General features: G+C 43.8%; 15 protein-coding genes. 8 read left to right on the top strand and 7 right to left on the bottom strand.

Going from position 1 to position 16,475, the window contains the following annotated elements; all coding sequences use genetic code 11:
- Window positions 1–49: 49 nt before the first annotated feature.
- Window positions 50–451, bottom strand: a complete 402-nt coding sequence (msrB, locus tag VTH8203_RS03220; protein WP_370739196.1) for a peptide-methionine (R)-S-oxide reductase MsrB — start codon at window positions 449–451, stop codon at window positions 50–52.
- Window positions 452–813: 362 nt separating this feature from the next.
- On the opposite strand from msrB, the gene gap reads away from it, so the two are divergent.
- The 6 genes from gap (at window position 814) to VTH8203_RS03190 (ending at window position 7,248) form a co-directional block, all read left to right on the top strand.
- Window positions 814–1,809: a type I glyceraldehyde-3-phosphate dehydrogenase gene (gene gap, locus VTH8203_RS03215; protein ID WP_096992357.1), complete on the top strand. Its 996-nt coding sequence runs from the start codon at window positions 814–816 to the stop codon at window positions 1,807–1,809.
- Between the two features lie 143 nt (window positions 1,810–1,952).
- Window positions 1,953–2,837 (top strand): D-hexose-6-phosphate mutarotase, encoded by an 885-nt coding sequence (locus VTH8203_RS03210; protein WP_096992356.1) that lies wholly within the window; start codon window positions 1,953–1,955, stop codon window positions 2,835–2,837.
- Between the two features lie 70 nt (window positions 2,838–2,907).
- Entirely contained in the window at window positions 2,908–3,720 is an 813-nt protein-coding gene (gene rlmA / locus VTH8203_RS03205) for a 23S rRNA (guanine(745)-N(1))-methyltransferase (RefSeq protein ID WP_096992355.1), read from the top strand.
- Window positions 3,721–3,823: 103 nt separating this feature from the next.
- Window positions 3,824–4,774, top strand: coding sequence for a ChaN family lipoprotein (locus VTH8203_RS03200; protein WP_096992354.1), 951 nt, complete (start codon window positions 3,824–3,826; stop codon window positions 4,772–4,774).
- Between the two features lie 142 nt (window positions 4,775–4,916).
- Window positions 4,917–5,282, top strand: coding sequence for a hypothetical protein (locus tag VTH8203_RS03195; protein WP_096992353.1), 366 nt, complete (start codon window positions 4,917–4,919; stop codon window positions 5,280–5,282).
- Window positions 5,283–5,373: 91 nt separating this feature from the next.
- Entirely contained in the window at window positions 5,374–7,248 is a 1,875-nt protein-coding gene (locus VTH8203_RS03190; RefSeq protein ID WP_096992352.1) for a BCCT family transporter, read from the top strand.
- Between the two features lie 79 nt (window positions 7,249–7,327).
- On the opposite strand, the gene VTH8203_RS03185 is transcribed toward VTH8203_RS03190, so the two are convergent.
- The 5 genes from VTH8203_RS03185 to VTH8203_RS03165 all read right to left on the bottom strand — a co-directional run bounded on the left by VTH8203_RS03185 (window position 7,328) and on the right by VTH8203_RS03165 (window position 13,323).
- Window positions 7,328–8,176 carry a FadR/GntR family transcriptional regulator gene (locus VTH8203_RS03185; RefSeq protein WP_370739193.1) on the bottom strand — a complete coding sequence of 283 codons (849 nt, stop codon included), beginning with the start codon at window positions 8,174–8,176 and terminating at the stop codon, window positions 7,328–7,330.
- Window positions 8,097–9,041 carry an oligopeptide/dipeptide ABC transporter ATP-binding protein gene (locus VTH8203_RS03180; RefSeq protein WP_096992350.1) on the bottom strand — a complete coding sequence of 315 codons (945 nt, stop codon included), beginning with the start codon at window positions 9,039–9,041 and terminating at the stop codon, window positions 8,097–8,099. Before VTH8203_RS03180 ends, VTH8203_RS03185 begins: the two co-directional genes overlap by 80 nt.
- Window positions 9,041–10,918 (bottom strand): dipeptide/oligopeptide/nickel ABC transporter permease/ATP-binding protein, encoded by a 1,878-nt coding sequence (locus VTH8203_RS03175; RefSeq protein WP_096992349.1) that lies wholly within the window; start codon window positions 10,916–10,918, stop codon window positions 9,041–9,043. Before VTH8203_RS03175 ends, VTH8203_RS03180 begins: the two co-directional genes overlap by 1 nt.
- Window positions 10,915–11,862 (bottom strand): ABC transporter permease, encoded by a 948-nt coding sequence (locus VTH8203_RS03170; RefSeq protein ID WP_096992348.1) that lies wholly within the window; start codon window positions 11,860–11,862, stop codon window positions 10,915–10,917. The genes VTH8203_RS03175 and VTH8203_RS03170 overlap by 4 nt, the downstream gene beginning before the upstream one ends.
- A 69-nt stretch (window positions 11,863–11,931) precedes the next feature.
- On the bottom strand, window positions 11,932–13,323 hold the full coding sequence (locus tag VTH8203_RS03165; RefSeq protein ID WP_244181137.1) for an ABC transporter substrate-binding protein: 1,392 nt from the start codon (window positions 13,321–13,323) through the stop codon (window positions 11,932–11,934).
- A gap of 576 nt (window positions 13,324–13,899) precedes the next feature.
- Between VTH8203_RS03165 and VTH8203_RS03160 the strand changes: the two genes are divergently transcribed.
- Window positions 13,900–14,556, top strand: coding sequence for a DUF1028 domain-containing protein (locus VTH8203_RS03160; protein ID WP_096992346.1), 657 nt, complete (start codon window positions 13,900–13,902; stop codon window positions 14,554–14,556).
- On the top strand, window positions 14,556–15,776 hold the full coding sequence (locus tag VTH8203_RS03155; RefSeq protein WP_096992345.1) for a M20 family metallo-hydrolase: 1,221 nt from the start codon (window positions 14,556–14,558) through the stop codon (window positions 15,774–15,776). Before VTH8203_RS03160 ends, VTH8203_RS03155 begins: the two co-directional genes overlap by 1 nt.
- 149 nt (window positions 15,777–15,925) lie before the next feature.
- On the opposite strand, the gene VTH8203_RS03150 is transcribed toward VTH8203_RS03155, so the two are convergent.
- Window positions 15,926–16,363 (bottom strand): YcgN family cysteine cluster protein, encoded by a 438-nt coding sequence (locus tag VTH8203_RS03150; protein WP_096992344.1) that lies wholly within the window; start codon window positions 16,361–16,363, stop codon window positions 15,926–15,928.
- Between the last annotated feature and the right edge of the window lie 112 nt (window positions 16,364–16,475).

The raw sequence follows: 16,475 nt of genomic DNA, 5'->3' as shown, positions 1-16,475 counted from the left end.
CACAGGAGCCCGATTTTCTTTCAACAAATTGAAAGAATGGAACATAAAATCAGTCAGATACGTTACTGTCGTTACTTTTGTTGAAAATTAACGACACTGAATTGACGCAGTATCTTTGTCCCGTTGTTTTTGGCCCGTCCTCAAAAACGTGACCTAAATGACTGTCACACGCCTTACATCTGATCTCTATTCGCTGCATCCCGTGGCTAAAATCTTCCAAAAATCGGATAACATTGCTATCAATTGGCGCATCAAAACTCGGCCAACCACAGCCAGAATCGTATTTACTTTCGGAATCAAAAAGCGGTGTCTCACAACAAGTACAGTGGTATAAGCCAGTATCACGGTTGTGCAGTAGGGTGCCACTAAAAGGCGCCTCAGTACCCTGTAGTCGACAGACTCGGTACTGCTCTTCATTTAGGGTCTGACGCCAGTAATCATCGGGCTTCATCGCGTTTTTATTTTCACCACTCACGACCTTTACACTCCCTTTTTTATTGTCTACATTTTATACACGCTATCTATCATACGTATAGCAAACTTGGTTGTAGCACATTGTTGCCAATTTCCAACCAAGCTGTATCAGTTATGTTAACTTACCTTGCTTACAAGGTTAAATACATAACTAAAACTATTACAGAGTCTGTATCAAAGTTCAAAAAAACGTCATTTAATACCGAATGTTAAGAAAAGCGACACTTTTTTTTGACTTTAAACAAATTAATTCCGATTATCTATTGAAGTTAGTGACTGGATTCTGTAATTTTACTACCAGTTATCTTTAAACAGAAATTAAGTTGTGGAGCAACTATAATGACTATCAAAGTAGGTATTAACGGTTTTGGCCGTATCGGTCGTTTCGTATTTCGTGCAGCGCAAGAGCGCAACGACATCGAAGTAGTAGGTATTAACGATCTAATCGACGTTGAGTACATGGCATACATGCTTAAATACGACTCAACTCACGGCCGTTTCAACGGTACTGTTGAAGTTGAAGGCGGTAACCTAATCGTTAACGGTAAAACTGTACGTGTAACTGCAGAGCGCAACCCAGAAGACCTAAAATGGGATGCTATCGATGTTGACGTAGTAGCAGAAGCAACTGGTCTTTTCCTAACTGACGAGACTGCACGTAAGCACATCACTGCTGGCGCGAAGAAAGTTGTTCTAACTGGTCCTTCTAAAGACGCTACTCCAATGTTCGTAATGGGCGTTAACCAAGACACTTACGCTGGTCAAGACATCGTTTCTAACGCTTCTTGTACCACTAACTGTCTAGCGCCTATCGCTAAAGTTCTTAACGACAAGTTCGGTATCGAATCTGGTCTTATGACTACAGTTCACGCTACTACAGCTACTCAAAAAACTGTAGATGGTCCTTCTGCTAAAGACTGGCGCGGTGGTCGTGGTGCTTCTCAAAACATCATCCCATCTTCAACTGGCGCTGCTAAAGCAGTAGGCGTTGTTCTTCCAGAACTAAACGGCAAACTAACTGGTATGGCTTTCCGCGTACCAACTGCTAACGTTTCTGTAGTTGACCTAACTGTTAACCTTAAGAACGGTGCATCTTACGAAGCTATCTGTACAGCAATGAAAGAAGCTTCTGAAGGCGAACTAAAAGGCGTTCTAGGTTACACTGAAGACCAAGTTGTTTCTCAAGACTTCATTGGCGAAGTTCAAACTTCAGTATTCGATGCTAAAGCTGGTATCGCTCTAACTGACAACTTCGTTAAAGTTGTATCTTGGTACGACAACGAAATCGGTTACTCAAACAAAGTTCTAGACCTAATCGCTCACATCTCTAAGTAATGTAAGCTATTAGCTGAATATTGTATTAAGGCGACTCATTGGGTCGCCTTTTTTGTATCTGTTTCTGGGTTCAATATCACCTGGGAATGTTAAACATTGCCCTCCCCTAGGAACCAGAAACGCTCACCTAGGAGTTTCAATCTATGGATTTGTCTACGTTACCTGCCTTAACTGTGCTTTCTGATTATGTAACAACAGCTAAGCTTGACGACAATACGATCATTCGCATCAATCACCCAAAAGCCACCGCAGCAATTTCTCTCCATGGTGGACACATCATTTCATTCAAACCAGTGAATCAAGAAGATCTGATTTGGATGAGTAAAGATGCCGTGTATGACAATAAAACTCCGCTAAGAGGCGGCATTCCAATCTGTTGGCCTTGGTTTGGTCGCGTAGCAGCGCCTTCACACGGCTTTGCTCGTAATATGGCTTGGACTCTAGTAGAACATCGTGAGAGCGAAGCAGGTGTGATCATTAGCTTAGGCTTGACTGATGATGAGCAAACACGTGAAGTTTGGCCGCACCGTTTCCAATTAGTGTTAAACGTAGAAATATCGGACACATTAACCGCCACCCTTAATGTTACTAACACTGACTCTGCGCCATGGAAATTCTCTGGTGCATTGCATACCTACCTAAATATCGGCGACATTAATAACATGGAAGTTACCGGCATGGGACCAACTTATATTGATGGTTTACAAGACGGTAAAGTGTGCCAAGGCGGCGACACGCTCGCTCTCACTGACACCATCGATCGCGTTTATACTGAGCCGAGTAAAGAAATTGTGCTTCACGATAATGCCTTTAATCGACGACTGTCTGTCGTCAACGAGGGGGACAACTCTGCGGTCTTATGGACCCCTTGGGAAGCCGGCGCAAAATCTATGGGTGACATGAACGATGATGGATACTTAACTATGTTCTGTATTGAGTCCACATTGCATGCTAAAACCCTTGAGTCTGGGCAAGAAGTCAACCCAGGCGACACCTACCAACTTAGCACCACTCTTTCTGTGAAGTAATTCCACTGAGCTAATTGCTTCCAACCAATGATATGGTTAGACTTACGAAAATTTTCGTCGAGTCTAACCTATGTCCTATCAATGCCCTCTCTGTCAGCAATCTTTGTCTCTAAATGAACGTAGTTTTCGCTGCGAGAATAACCATCAGTTCGACTTGGCAAAAGAAGGTTATGTCAACCTAATGCCCGTGCAACACAAACGCTCAAAAGATCCAGGCGACAACAAAGAAATGATGCAGGCTCGACGCACTTTCCTTGAGCACGGCTTGTATGCCCCTATGCGCCAGCAAGTCGCCGAGACCCTAGCAGAACTAGTTCAACAAGGTTCCGTTCTCGACATAGGCTGCGGTGAAGGCTATTACACCAGTTTTTTCCAACGCTACCTTGCTGAACATGACAAGCCATTAGATTTTTATGGGCTCGACATTTCTAAAGTAGCGATTCGTTACGGAGCAAAACGCTACCCGAACGTCAATTTTTGTGTTGCCTCTAGCCATAAGCTGCCTTTTTCCGACAGTAACTTAGCCGCAATCATTCGTATTTATGCACCGTGTAAGCACGATGAGTTAGTTCGCTGTATCAACGAGCGGGGTATCATGCTCACGGTCACGCCGGGCAGCCACCATTTATATGAACTAAGAGAGCTTATCTATCAAGATGTACGTCTCCATGATGAAACCGCTGAGCAGATAGAAGGTTTCGAGTTGTTATCCGAATCTAAACTAGACTATGAAATGAGCCTGACAGGTCAGCAAGCCGTCGATTTATTGCAGATGACCCCTTTCGCTTGGAAAGCGACAGATGACATCAGATCGAGCCTGAAAGCACAAACGTTGTTCCATTGCCGAGCCGACTTTATGATTCGCGCATACCGAAAAATGTAATGAGATTTATTTTCAATTAGATTGAGTCTAGCATGAATCTCTATTACCATTATGGTTCCAAGATAGCCTTCTAAGAAGGCTATTTTTATAGAGAGATCAAACTATGAAAGCATTACCCATTCTTATCTCATTCGCGCTTTTGTCTGGGTGCGCCGCGAACACATCTTCTGCAGACAAAAACACATCAGAATCTAACCACGTGTTGTCTTTCTACGACTACCAGTTCAATAGCCCTGAAGGCGCTGCTATCAGCTTAAATGCGTTACCGACTGCTATTCTAGATGCTGAAGTCATTTTAGTGGGAGAATGGCATACACATCCAGGAATCCATCGATTCCAAACCGACTTACTGAAAGCTCTTATTAACAACGATGCCAATGTCGCTCTGTCTATGGAGCAATTCACCCGTGACAAACAGCCTGTTGTTGACGATTATCTAGCATCGGAGATTGGTGAGCAGGTACTGATCAAACAGGGTAACGCTTGGCCTAATTATGAAAGTGATTATCGCCCTCTAGTTGAACTTGCTAAAGCCTCTCAGATTGATGTCATCGCCAGTAACGCTCCGAAGAGTATTGTTCGATGTATCGGTCGCCAAGGACTTAGCTATCTGGATAAATTAGATAGTAAAGAGCGCTCATTTATCGCTAAAAACATCGATACATCCAGTTCACCTTACAAAGATAAATTTATGGCCTCAATGCATCATGGTGACGCCGAACAAACTAAGAAACAGTATGCTGCTCAGTTGGCATGGGATGCAACAATGGCAGAAAGCATCGTCGATTACATTGCCCAGCACCCAAACTCTCAAGTTATGCATATAGCGGGTAAGTTTCATACCGAACAGGCTCTGGGGACTGCGGCGCAAATAAAACAGCTCAACCCTGCTCTAAACGTAGTCGTAATTACACCCGTTAGTGATATTTCTGATTCAAATGTAGACTTTCAACTGAAAGTATTACCGCCTCCGGCGCGATACGTACAACGTGAAAATCGAATGAACGCCTACAAAGCCCTTAAAACGCGCAACGACTCGTTGGTCTGCAAATAATTCATCACCATAGGTTATGATTGGCGCGTAATTTGCCTTATCATTGTTCACAATATCGATCAATCTCTCATTTACAGAAGCTTTTATAAAGTTTTTGCGACATTTGACGATGTATTGATTGATAGCGCTAATGGAGATAGTTATGCAAAGCGTCAATTCAAACCTAATGAGCCATACAAACGCACCTGTTGCGACGGCCACTAAGACAGTCGCAGAAGGTGCCACTGCTAACGGCAATACTTTGCCTACAGGCAATGGAGATAGTGTATCCATCTCACCTCAAGCGAAAGCAATGCTAGAAAAGGAAGTGAGCAAAGACGCCAATAAAGAGAATATCTCAAAAGACGATGACGATAGATTGGGTAAATCTGTCACCTCCTTTGCGCATGGCGCATTAGGTATGGACCATCCAGATGACATAGAGAAACAAGAAGATAGTTCTTACTCTGCCGGTCAGTATGTCTCCGCAGCGGTGACCATTGGTGCTTTGATATTAGCCTTGGCATAACGGTATTTATCCTAACGACAAATAATCCTGTTTGAGTTGGAAACCGCATTTACTTGATAATCGATCATCTTTAACTGCATGATCACAATTTATGAACCGACACTTTAAGCTGATTGATAAGCCAACTTTCTTTGGCGCAATCACATTGCTCCTGAGCGTTATCATTCCCTTGATAATGTTCCCTGAACAAGGTGCAAAAATCATCGGGCAAGCCAAGCTCATTATGACCGACAAGTTTGGCTTCCTGTACCTCGCTCTTGGCCTCGCTGCTCTCTTTTTCATGATATTCATCATTTTTAGCGATATTGGCCAAATTAAACTTGGAGATCCTGACGAAGCACCAGAATTTGCTACGTCTTCTTGGGCAGCGATGCTGTTCTGCGGAGGAATCGGGGCAAGTATCCTTTACTGGGGCTGTATTGAGTGGGCCTACTATTATCAAGCGCCTCCTTTCCAATTGGAACCAGGAAGTGAAGAAGCCGTGCGCTGGGCAGCGACCTACGGTATCTTCCACTGGGGACCTATTGCATGGGCTATCTACCTTATCCCAGCACTGCCTATCGCTTACTTCTTCTATGTTCGTAAACAGCCAGCACTGAAAGTTTCAAGCGCACTCATTCCTGTGATTGGTGAAAAACATACCAATGGTGGGCTTGGTAAGCTTATCGACGTACTGTTTATCTTTGGTCTTCTTGGTGGCGCAGCGACAACTCTTGGTCTTGCCGCACCACTGATTAGCGAAGGTCTAAGTGTCTTGTTTGGACTACCACAAAATACTTATTCCCAAATTGGTGTACTAGCGATATGTACTGCGATTTTTGCTTACTCTTCGTTTGCGGGTATGGAAAAAGGCATCAAGATACTTAGTAATATCAACTTCTGGGGTGCGATGTTGCTACTAGCCCTAGTTTTGGTATTGGGGCCTACCATCTTCATTTTGGAAACCGGTTTAGACTCTATCGGTCGAATGATGTCAAACTTCTTTGTGATGGCAACTTGGGCGGAACCATTTGGTGGCTATGGCACGTTTGACAATACTCATTTCCCACAAGATTGGACCATTTTCTACTGGGCATGGTGGTTAGTATTTGCACCAAGCATGGGTTTGTTCGTCGCTCGTATCTCGCGCGGCCGCACCATCAAACAGATGGTTGCAGGTTCACTATTCTTTGGTTCATGTGGCTGTTTCCTATTTTTCATTATCTTAGGAAACTATGGTCTGTCATTACAGCTATCAGGTCAGCTTGATATCGTCGCAATCCTAAATGAATATGGCGCAACCAAAGCGATTTTCTCGATGCTTTCTGAGCTTCCTTTCGCTTGGTTTATCATCTTATTGTTTACCTTGTTATGTATCATCTTCACAGCGACTACATTTGACTCTATCTCATACATCTTGGCATCAGTGGTTCAAAAAGACGTTACTCAAGAGCCAATGCGTTGGAACCGTCTGTTCTGGGCATTTACCCTAAGCTTCATGCCAGCGGTATTAATGTTCCTAGGTGGCTTGAGTACCCTTCAAACGGCGGCCATTGTGGGCGGACTTCCACTGCTTGGTATCGCTGTTATGCTGATGATTTCAGCGGTCAAAGCTACTACTTTGGATATTCGTCACCAAGAAGATTATGTAGAGCCAACCATTAATATCGAAGAACTGCCAGAGTTTGATCCTTGGTCAAACGAAGGTGTGGCTCTCGCTAACTTTGAAAAATGCCGTGATGCCGCGCAAGTTGCCGCTGACGAAGAGCGTACTGCGTTGCAAGCATTATTTAAAGTAAAGAAGAAAATTCGCGCTTATGCGTTGGAACATGCGGATGACGCGAATAAAGCAATTCCACAAGACTTGTTGGATGATTTAGAAGAAAAGCTCAAACTGCTCGCACATGCTCAAGACGCAAAAGAACAATCTTCCCGGGCGGCACAAGAAGCAAGGATGAGGTTTACAGAGGTATGCTCAGCAAATTGATAGCCAATCGTACATTTTAAGTTGCAATACCCACCGCCCCAGCCCCTGGGGCGGATTACGATAACGAGTAATTCCCGCTTCAACTATTAGAAGACGGTAATAGACGCATATTCAAACGTGCTTCTTGCTGCTTCATATGTTCATGAGCCATATCCATATGCTCAGACATTATCGTGCGCGCCCTATCTTTATCACCACGTTTCAACGCTTCTACAAGTGACTGTTGATAACTAATTCCTTTTTGCCAAAGCTCAGCGTTTGGTGGGTTATAAAGCTCTTGTGTCACGGTCATCTCTGACAAAGTTTGACAGATAAAATGGATGACAAACTTTAGGAGTTTATTGTCCGTGAAGTTGGCTAAGACAATATGAAATTTCAGAGATTCAATATGATGATCGCGCTCCTCCGTCAGTGTCGTAGCAGGCTCAGCGTAATTATCGATGATACTAGTAAGCTGCTCTAAATCCGATGTGGACAAAATTCCAGCCAGAGTATAGGCCAACTCTGGCTCTATAACTTTTCTCAGTTGATAAAGATTGGAAATGGATACATCCTGAAAGTAAAAGTAGTTATTGAGTAAGTTGACCGCCAAGGAATCAGGAACCTCTCTTACAAACGTGCCCCCCTTTGGGCCAGTTCGAGTAGTAATTAGGCCTTGTCCCTCAAGCATCCTCAATGCTTCTCTGATGGTCCATTTTGACATCTTGAACATAGCCATGAGCTCTTGCTCTTGCGGCAACGCATCGCCAGCACTCAGCTCCTGGTCCATAATAAACTGTTTCAAGGACTCCATCGCCAACAAAGGCCTTCGCAGTTGTGTACCTTCGCTAAGCTTGTTCAATGGCTGACTAAAGGGGGAAGTAACACGCGGCAAAATGCGCTTCTCCTTGTTGTGATAAAGCTGGGGTTGATTTATGGCATTGTACACTTGCGCGAGAACAACGAGAAGCAAAAGCACAACCAGAAGGTGGATTAAGTGGATCTGGCAGCTCTTGGTCCCTATCGGATTGATAAAGCGGCTTCCCAACAATTGGGGCACTGTCAGCCAACAACTTAGTATAAGGGTGCTTAGGACTCATAAAGATGTCCTTTGCAGGTCCTACTTCGACAAGAGCGCCAAAGTAAAACACTGCAACCCTATCACTCACAGCCTCAACAACAGCAAGATCGTGACTGATAAAGAGATATGTGAGGCCATTTTTTTCTTTTATATCAGACAGTAAATTTAGAACCTGTGCTTGCACAGATACGTCTAATGCTGACACTGGCTCATCCAAAATCAATATTTTTGGTTTTGCCACTAACGATCTTGCAAGCCCAATCCTCTGCGCTTGTCCACCTGAGAATTCATGTGGATATCGCTCCAAGAACTCTTCTCTAAGGCTTACATCCTCAAAGGCTTGCCTAATACGGTTTCCCCTTTCCTGCTCATTCAAGTTATGCAACGCTTTTAGTGGCGCTTCTACGGACGCTTTAATCGTTCGTCTGGGATTTAGTGAGCTTATTGGATCTTGAAATACGTACTGTATGCCTTGACCAAGTGTTTTGTCTTCATCGACACCATTGCCAGAAAAAGTCACTGAACCAGAAGTTGGCTCTAGTAGTCCAACTAAGATCTTTGCAAAGGTTGACTTGCCACAACCTGACTCACCGACAATCCCTAATGTCTCATGTTCAAAGACATTCAACGAGATGTTATTCAATGCTTTGACTGTTCGCTTTTTCTTAAACCAGTTACCGTCAGCTAACTCATATGTCTTACTGACATTCTTAAGACTTAATATGATTCCCATTATTCAACACCCTCTGGTTCATGACACTTGACCAATCTGTCGACAACAATCTGATTTGTAGGCTCGACTCTAGTACAGTTTTCCGAGGCTTTGTGACATCGAGGAGCAAAACTACAACCCGGAGGAAGATCACAGGTTAAAGGGGGAAGTCCATCAATCGCATGCAGCGCCGTTTTACCACGTCCCAATTTTGGCACGCATTGAATCAAACGCTTGGTATAGGGGTGTAAAGGCGACTCAAGTACATCATTGGTAGCACCTTCTTCCACAATTTTGCCGGCGTACATCACAATGACTCGGTCGCAAAGTTGGGACACGACACCAAAGTCGTGAGTGATAAATAAAATTGAAACACCCCTTTCACGCCTAAGTTGGTCAAGTATTGATAGAACTTGGCCTTGAACAGTAACGTCGAGCGCTGTTGTTGGTTCATCGGCAATAATGAGACTTGGGTTATTAATAAGAGCCATTGCTATGGCAATACGCTGTCTCATACCCCCCGAAAATTCATGTGGAAAGGAATCTAATCTATCTACAGGATTTGGTATATGCACCTCTTCCATTAATTCTATAGCTTTGGCTCTAGCTTCAGCTCTCGATATAGGATGATGGACTTGAACAGCCTCTATCAGTTGGTCACCCACTTTGAATAAAGGATGTAACGTAGATAAGGGATCTTGGAAGATATAAGCTACTTTATCACCTCGAAGCTCCCTCAGTCTTTCGTAGGGCATACCAATTAATTCTTCCCCATCGAGTTGAATAGAACCACCAGTGATAACGCCTGGCGGTGAGGGGATAAGCCCCATGATAGATAGTGCCGTTACCGATTTTCCTGAACCACTCTCACCTACTAACCCCAGACACTCCCCTGGTTTAATGTGAAAGCTAACATCGTTACTCGCTTTATAAGTCCGATGACTGATATTGAAACGGGTCTGAAGTCCTACAATCGATAGCAGCGCGTCTTGGTTATGCTGATAAGATTTCTTTTCGTTCTCATCAACTTGGACTTTTGTTGCTGCTGCTGGACGCGACAACGCGCCTGATTTTAGTCTTGGATCGAGCGCATCCCTGAGGCCATCCCCTAGTAGATTCACGCAAATCACGATCAGAAAAATCATTAATCCCGGAATGACACTGACATGAGGATGAGAAATGAGCGAATTACGAGCTTGACCAAGCATAGAGCCAAGGTCAGCTTGTGGAGGCTGAGAGCCGAGTCCTAGAAACGACAACCCAGCTGTTTCAAGAATCATCCATCCTACCGTAGTTGACATTGCAACAATGATAATTGGAAGCACGTTGGGAAGGATCTCGAAAACAATGATTTTAAAGTGGGACATTCCAGCTAATCGAGCTGCGTCAACAAACTCTTTGTGCGCTATGCCCACAGTCACACCACGAATATTTCTAGCGAAAAACGGGACATTGACCACAACAACCGCAACGAGTGCATTAATCAGTCCTGGGCCAAGGACCGCAACAATTGCAAGAGCCAGCAATATATAGGGAAATGCCATCAGCATATCGATCCCTCTCATCAAGATATTATCAACACGTCTGCCAAAATAGCCCGACAAAATTCCTATAAGCGAACCAAAAAATGCAGCAAAGAGTGATGCTGATACACCAACGGCAAGACTTAACTGAGTTCCCCACATCAGCCGAGAAAATAAATCTCGTCCCAAGTGGTCGGTTCCTAGAATATGATTGTCTGAAAAGGCTGGTAAATATTTATTGCCTGTATTGATAACGTTGGGATCTTCTAACCCAAGCCAAGGCGTTATCATTACCAGAAAAATCAACGTTATGAGCGTGAAGAAGGCGAAAGTAGTCAAAGGATTTTTGAACAACATTGAGAAAAATTGTCTCATGAGCGGATCCTCGGATCTAAAATACTTTGAAAAACGTCGACAATTATATTGAATACTACGTAACATGCAGCAACGAATATAACGCCACCTTGGACGAGTAATATATCGCGCTGAAGAATGCCGTTTACTAACATTCTACCAATGCCAGGCCACTGGAAAATCATTTCGATATAAACGGCTCCGGATATAACAAAGCCGGCTTGTATTCCAAGTACTGGAACGATGGTTACCATTGCACTTTTCAATACATGTTTCATGATTACCGTCCGTTCCTTTACACCTTTGGCTCTGGCTGTTCGGACAAAATCAAGGCGCAAAACCTCTAATACCGAAGATCTTACTAGCCTTGCAATAACACCTGTTGCGACAGAAGCAAGTGCCAATGAGGGCATGACAAGATGAGACAATAGATCAGCGATATCACCACCACCATAAATGCTGTACATCCCTGATACCGGGAACCACCTAAGTTGTATTGAAAACAACAAAATCATCATCATCCCGAGAAAAAAGGAAGGGATGGAAATACCAAGTAGCACTACAAACGTGGTTAATCTGTCTACGAGAGAAAATTGAAAAATAGCGCTGATAACACCAACAATAACTCCTATGACGGAACAAAGCACAAAGCTTGTACCCGCGAGGATCAAAGTAGCACTAAATCGCTCCAATACTTCGTCAATTACTGGCCTGTTCAATGAGTATGAGCGACCTAGGTCGCCTTGCATTAGATTTGATATCCATATGATATATTGCTCGACTAAACTTTTGTCTAAACCGAGTTCTCTGTTGAGCTTTTGTACATTTTCTGGTGTTGCGTAAGAGCCCAAAATAGCAGTCGCAGGATCACCGGGGATCAGGGACATAATGATAAAGACTATCAATGTTATCCCAAATAAAACTGGTATTGCTGTCAATATTCGATGAAGTAGATAGCTACTCATATGACCACCTCATAGTTAACGAATCCATGGGGCCAACTGCAATATGACCCCATTTTCTATCGTTCTGATTTACTGTTTACTTACATCGTCTAGTAGTAGGAAAAATGAGGGTTCCAATTCGAAATTCTGGACATCAGAGTTAACAACGGCATTTTGTTTCCAGTTTGCCACAAACACCCAAGGCGCATCTTCTTGAACAATCTCTTGCATTTGTTTGTACAGTTTCGCGCGCTCCGCCTGATCAGTAGACTCACGAGCGGCATTCAGCAATGCGTCAACTTTTGGATTTGAGTAGTAACCCGAGTTGAAGCCGCCTTTTTCAGGCCATGCTTCGGTGCGTAGAGCCAAAAATGGTAGGGTGTCAGGATCATTGGTCATCCACGCCATCTCAGCCATATCTGCTTTTCCTTCCAAGCCTGGGTTGACCTTACCTAGGAATGTGTTCCACTCATAAGTTTCGATATTGACATCAATGCCAACTGCTTTTAGGTCAGCCTGAATAGCCGTTGCCATTGGAATAGGATCGAGCATACCCGACCCCCCTTCTGTCACGTAAAACGTCAGCGTTGCATCTTTGATACCAGCTTCTTTCAACAGCGCTTTCGCTTTTTCAGGATTGTATGGATAAGGTTCTAAATCTTCGTTATATGCCCACGCAAAAGCGGGAGGCGTAGGCCCTGCGGCAACTTGAGCAGTACCTTCTAACACGTCTTCAACAATAGCTTGTTTGTTGATAGCGTAGTTGGCAGCCTGACGAACACGTTTGTCTGCAAATGGACCCTCTTTAGCGTTCAGAATCAGGAACCAAACGTGAGGACCAGCTTGCTCTTTAAGCTCAAAACTGTCTGAACTGAATTTGTCCAGGGATACGGGTGGGACTTCCACCATAATATCTAAGTTTCCTGATAACATTTCAGCGACGCGCGTGTTTGCGTCGGTTATTGGCCTAAATACGACGGCTTCAACTTTGGCTTTATCACCCCAATAATTTTCGTTATTTACAACCACCACTTTGTTGTTAGCTTCCCATTCAGCGAACTTAAAAGGACCAGTGCCCGATGGGTTTCTTCCAAACTCGGTTTTGTATTTTTTAACCGCTTCTGGTGATACTATAAGCCCTGTCGGATAGGCAAGATTTGACAAAAACGGAGCGAAAGGAGCATTGAGAGTGAATTCAACCGTTTTTGCGTCTACTGCTTTTACGTCTTCTACAGCAGAGAAGAAGAAGGAAAGTGGGAAAGGCCCTGTATTGTGAAATGGATGATCTTCATCCAGCATTCGCTCGAAGTTAAAGACAACAGCATCGGCGTTTAACGGCGAACCATCATGAAACTTGACCCCTTCCCTTAACTTAAACGTGTATTTTTTTCCGTCTTCGCTGATTGTCCAACTCTCAGCTAGTGCGGGTTCGACCTCAAGGCTACCGTTTTTGTAACGTACTAAACCCTCATAAACATTCATTAAAATTCTGAAATCATTGATAGCAGTGACAGCTTGAGGATCTAAGCTTTTTGGTTCCGCAATTTGTCCAACCACAAGTACATTCGGTGGTGTTTGTGCATATGCACTCGAAAATATAGTAAATAATCCAAGTAGGCTGGATATCAAAAGTATACGCTGGATGATATTCCTCATCATGTTCTCCTTCGCAGCTTAGGTTAATAATTTAAGTACCAGCCCCTATTGCAAATAATATCTGATTACATTAATTCCCATCTAAAAATAATTCTCTTTTTGCTGACATTGAATTCCAGACATTAAAAATAATAGAAACCTTACTCTTGTCTGCACCACGTGTCATATAAGAACAGCACATCAGACTCAAGCTTACATATATACTATAGCAGCTCAAAAAATATACATTATAATAAATACAAATAAAAACTCTCAAGAACAAGGAAAGTCTGTATTTGCTTATAACAATTTATTATAACAAATAGGATGTGAGATATTTATTTTTTTGTAAACTATATAGTAACTACGCTATCTAGTTGAACCTTAGTCACTACTAACACCACAAGAGCACAGAGGCGAAACATGACCTACTCTTTACTGTTAAAAGATGAAGAAAGTAACGCGATCTGTGGCGTGGCCGCCACGGGAAACCTATGTGTGGGCGGCTGGGTGCTAAGAGCACAAGCAGGAATTGGTATCAGCGCCTCACAGGGCCACTCTCCTAGCACTTTTTGGGGGGAAGAGGCTCTTGCACTCATGAACAAGGGGCAAGGACCCCATGAAGTTGTGCATGGTCTTGTCGGGCCTGACGCTGGCAGAGAATACCGGCAACTATCTGTTGTAAATAGCGCGGGTGTAACAAGTGTATTCACCGGACGTAAAAACGGAGACTACCATGGAAGCATTCAATTTGATAACGGTGTCGCCTGCGGGAACTTGCTGGCGGGAAAGGCTGTATTAACGGACATAGTAGACTTCGTTAACACTTCTTCATTGCCGCTCATCCCTAAGCTCATAACCTCGTTAGAAATCGGTGAAAATCAGGGCGGAGATATCCGAGGTCTACAATCAGCGGCATTGCTTGTAGTGAAGCCTGATGCCCCTCCGCTTTCTCTGCGCATTGACTACTCCGAAAGGCCAATAAAAGCGCTGATGGCACTATATTCTCGCGTTACTACACAAGAATATCAGGAGTTTTTAAACTCTGTCCCAACATTAAATAAAATGGATAGGTATTAATGAAAAATCTCGGACAACAAGCACAAAACTGTTTATCAGAGCTATCCATGCTCTCTGAGAGCAAAGAAGGCGTCACTAGAAGACCATTCACCCCTGAACACAGGTCAACAAACAACTACCTAACGACCATGATGCAAAATGCTGGTTTACAGGTACGCTGTGACGATGCAGGAACACTGATTGGTCGTTACCAAAGCCGACAGTCAAGTAAAACACTCGTGTTTGGGTCGCATCAGGACTCGATAAGAAAAGGTGGTCGCTATGACGGTATCATGGGTGTCGTACTACCTATCTTAGCCTTAGAGGCATTGGCTCAAGAAGAGGTTGATTTGCCTTTTTCTGTCGAAGTAATGGCTTTTGCCGACGAAGAGGGTGTGAGATTTCCCACTGCACTAATGGGTCCTCGGGTATTAGCTGGCACCTTCGATGTCGAGAACCTTGCGCTCACAGACGCTGACGGTATCAGCTTGAAAGATGCGATGCAGAATTTTGGCTTGAATCCAGATAATCTCTCGGCACTAAAACGGTCAGCCGACGACATCTTGGGCTTCTTAGAGGTACATATTGAGCAAGGTCCAGTACTAGAGTCAAGAAATTTAGCGTTGGGCGTAGTTTCTGCCATTTGCGGTATCGAACGCCATGAAGTTCAATTCGTAGGTGAATCGGCTCATGCGGGAACCTGTCCAATGGATCTTCGTAAGGATGCCTTAGCAGCGGCGGCTCAAGTAATTTGTGAGGCCGAAAGATATGCCAAAGAGAGACAGGACCTCAAAATCACTGTTGGTCGCGTCAATGTTGAGCCAAATGTGGTGAATGCGATACCAAGCCATGCATCATTTAGTATAGAGATACGCTCGCCCGAAGACTCATTGCGTTGCGAGAGTGGCGAGTATTTGCACAAACTATGCAAAACTATCGCGTCTAAACGCAATTTAGAGGTCAGTACGGCAAAGACTTATGAGCAAGTCGCTCAACCGTGTAATGACGATTTTCAGTTAAAATGGCAATCGGCAATCAGAGCGTTGGGTCTACCTGAGTTCACCTTACCCTCTGGTGCAACTCACGACGCCTCAGCGATGGCAGATTTGACATCAATAGGTATGCTTTTTGTTCGCAGTCAGCAAGGGCTTAGCCACAACCCTGCAGAATACACTCTAAGTGAAGATATGGGTTTGGCAATTGAAGCAATTAAAATATTGCTGACCCAGTGGGCCGATTAGCCTACACTGAGTATTCATTTAATCACCTGATATAAGAATTCTCATATAATCCTTATATCAGGTCGTAGCTAGCAAAATTTCCTCACGCTGCAGCGACCAATTTGGCTTTTAAGCTGCACAAAAAACAATGAATTGGGCTCGTATCGGTCTTATCGATTAGGCAAGTTTTGTATATGGTCTTCCCAATCCAAGACATCAATTTCGTACACCACTTTATTACGAACACTCTCATCTGCTGCGTGCATCGCGGACTTAGAACCAGTGATCAACGGGTGCCACTCTGGCAATGTTTGCCCTTCGGATAACACTCGGTAAGAACAGGTTTCTGGAAGCCAGTTAAACTCATGAATCTTGTCACGAGTCAGTTTTAGACACTCTTCTCCAGATTGAAAACGATTCGGGTAATCCTTGCATGAACACGTTTTGCTATTAAGCCAGCTACACGCAACATTGGTGTAGTAAACCTCATCAGTGTCTTCATCCATCAGTTTATGTAAACAGCACTTACCACAACCATCGCACAATGATTCCCACTGTTGTTCACTCATTTGCTCTAATGGTGTTGTTTCCCAAAATGGACTGGTCATGTTGCGTTACCTTCTGAATCTGTGGAGCCGTTTTATACCGCTAGTCGCTATAAACTGCAAGTATTCTATTTTTTGCCAACAGCATCGGTACGATTCAATTATGTACAAGCTC

Source organism: Vibrio thalassae (genome assembly GCF_900089835.1).
GTDB classification, from domain to species: domain Bacteria; phylum Pseudomonadota; class Gammaproteobacteria; order Enterobacterales; family Vibrionaceae; genus Vibrio; species Vibrio thalassae.
Note: the sequence above shows the minus strand (reverse complement) of the source record. Positions and strands in the feature narration are given on the sequence as shown.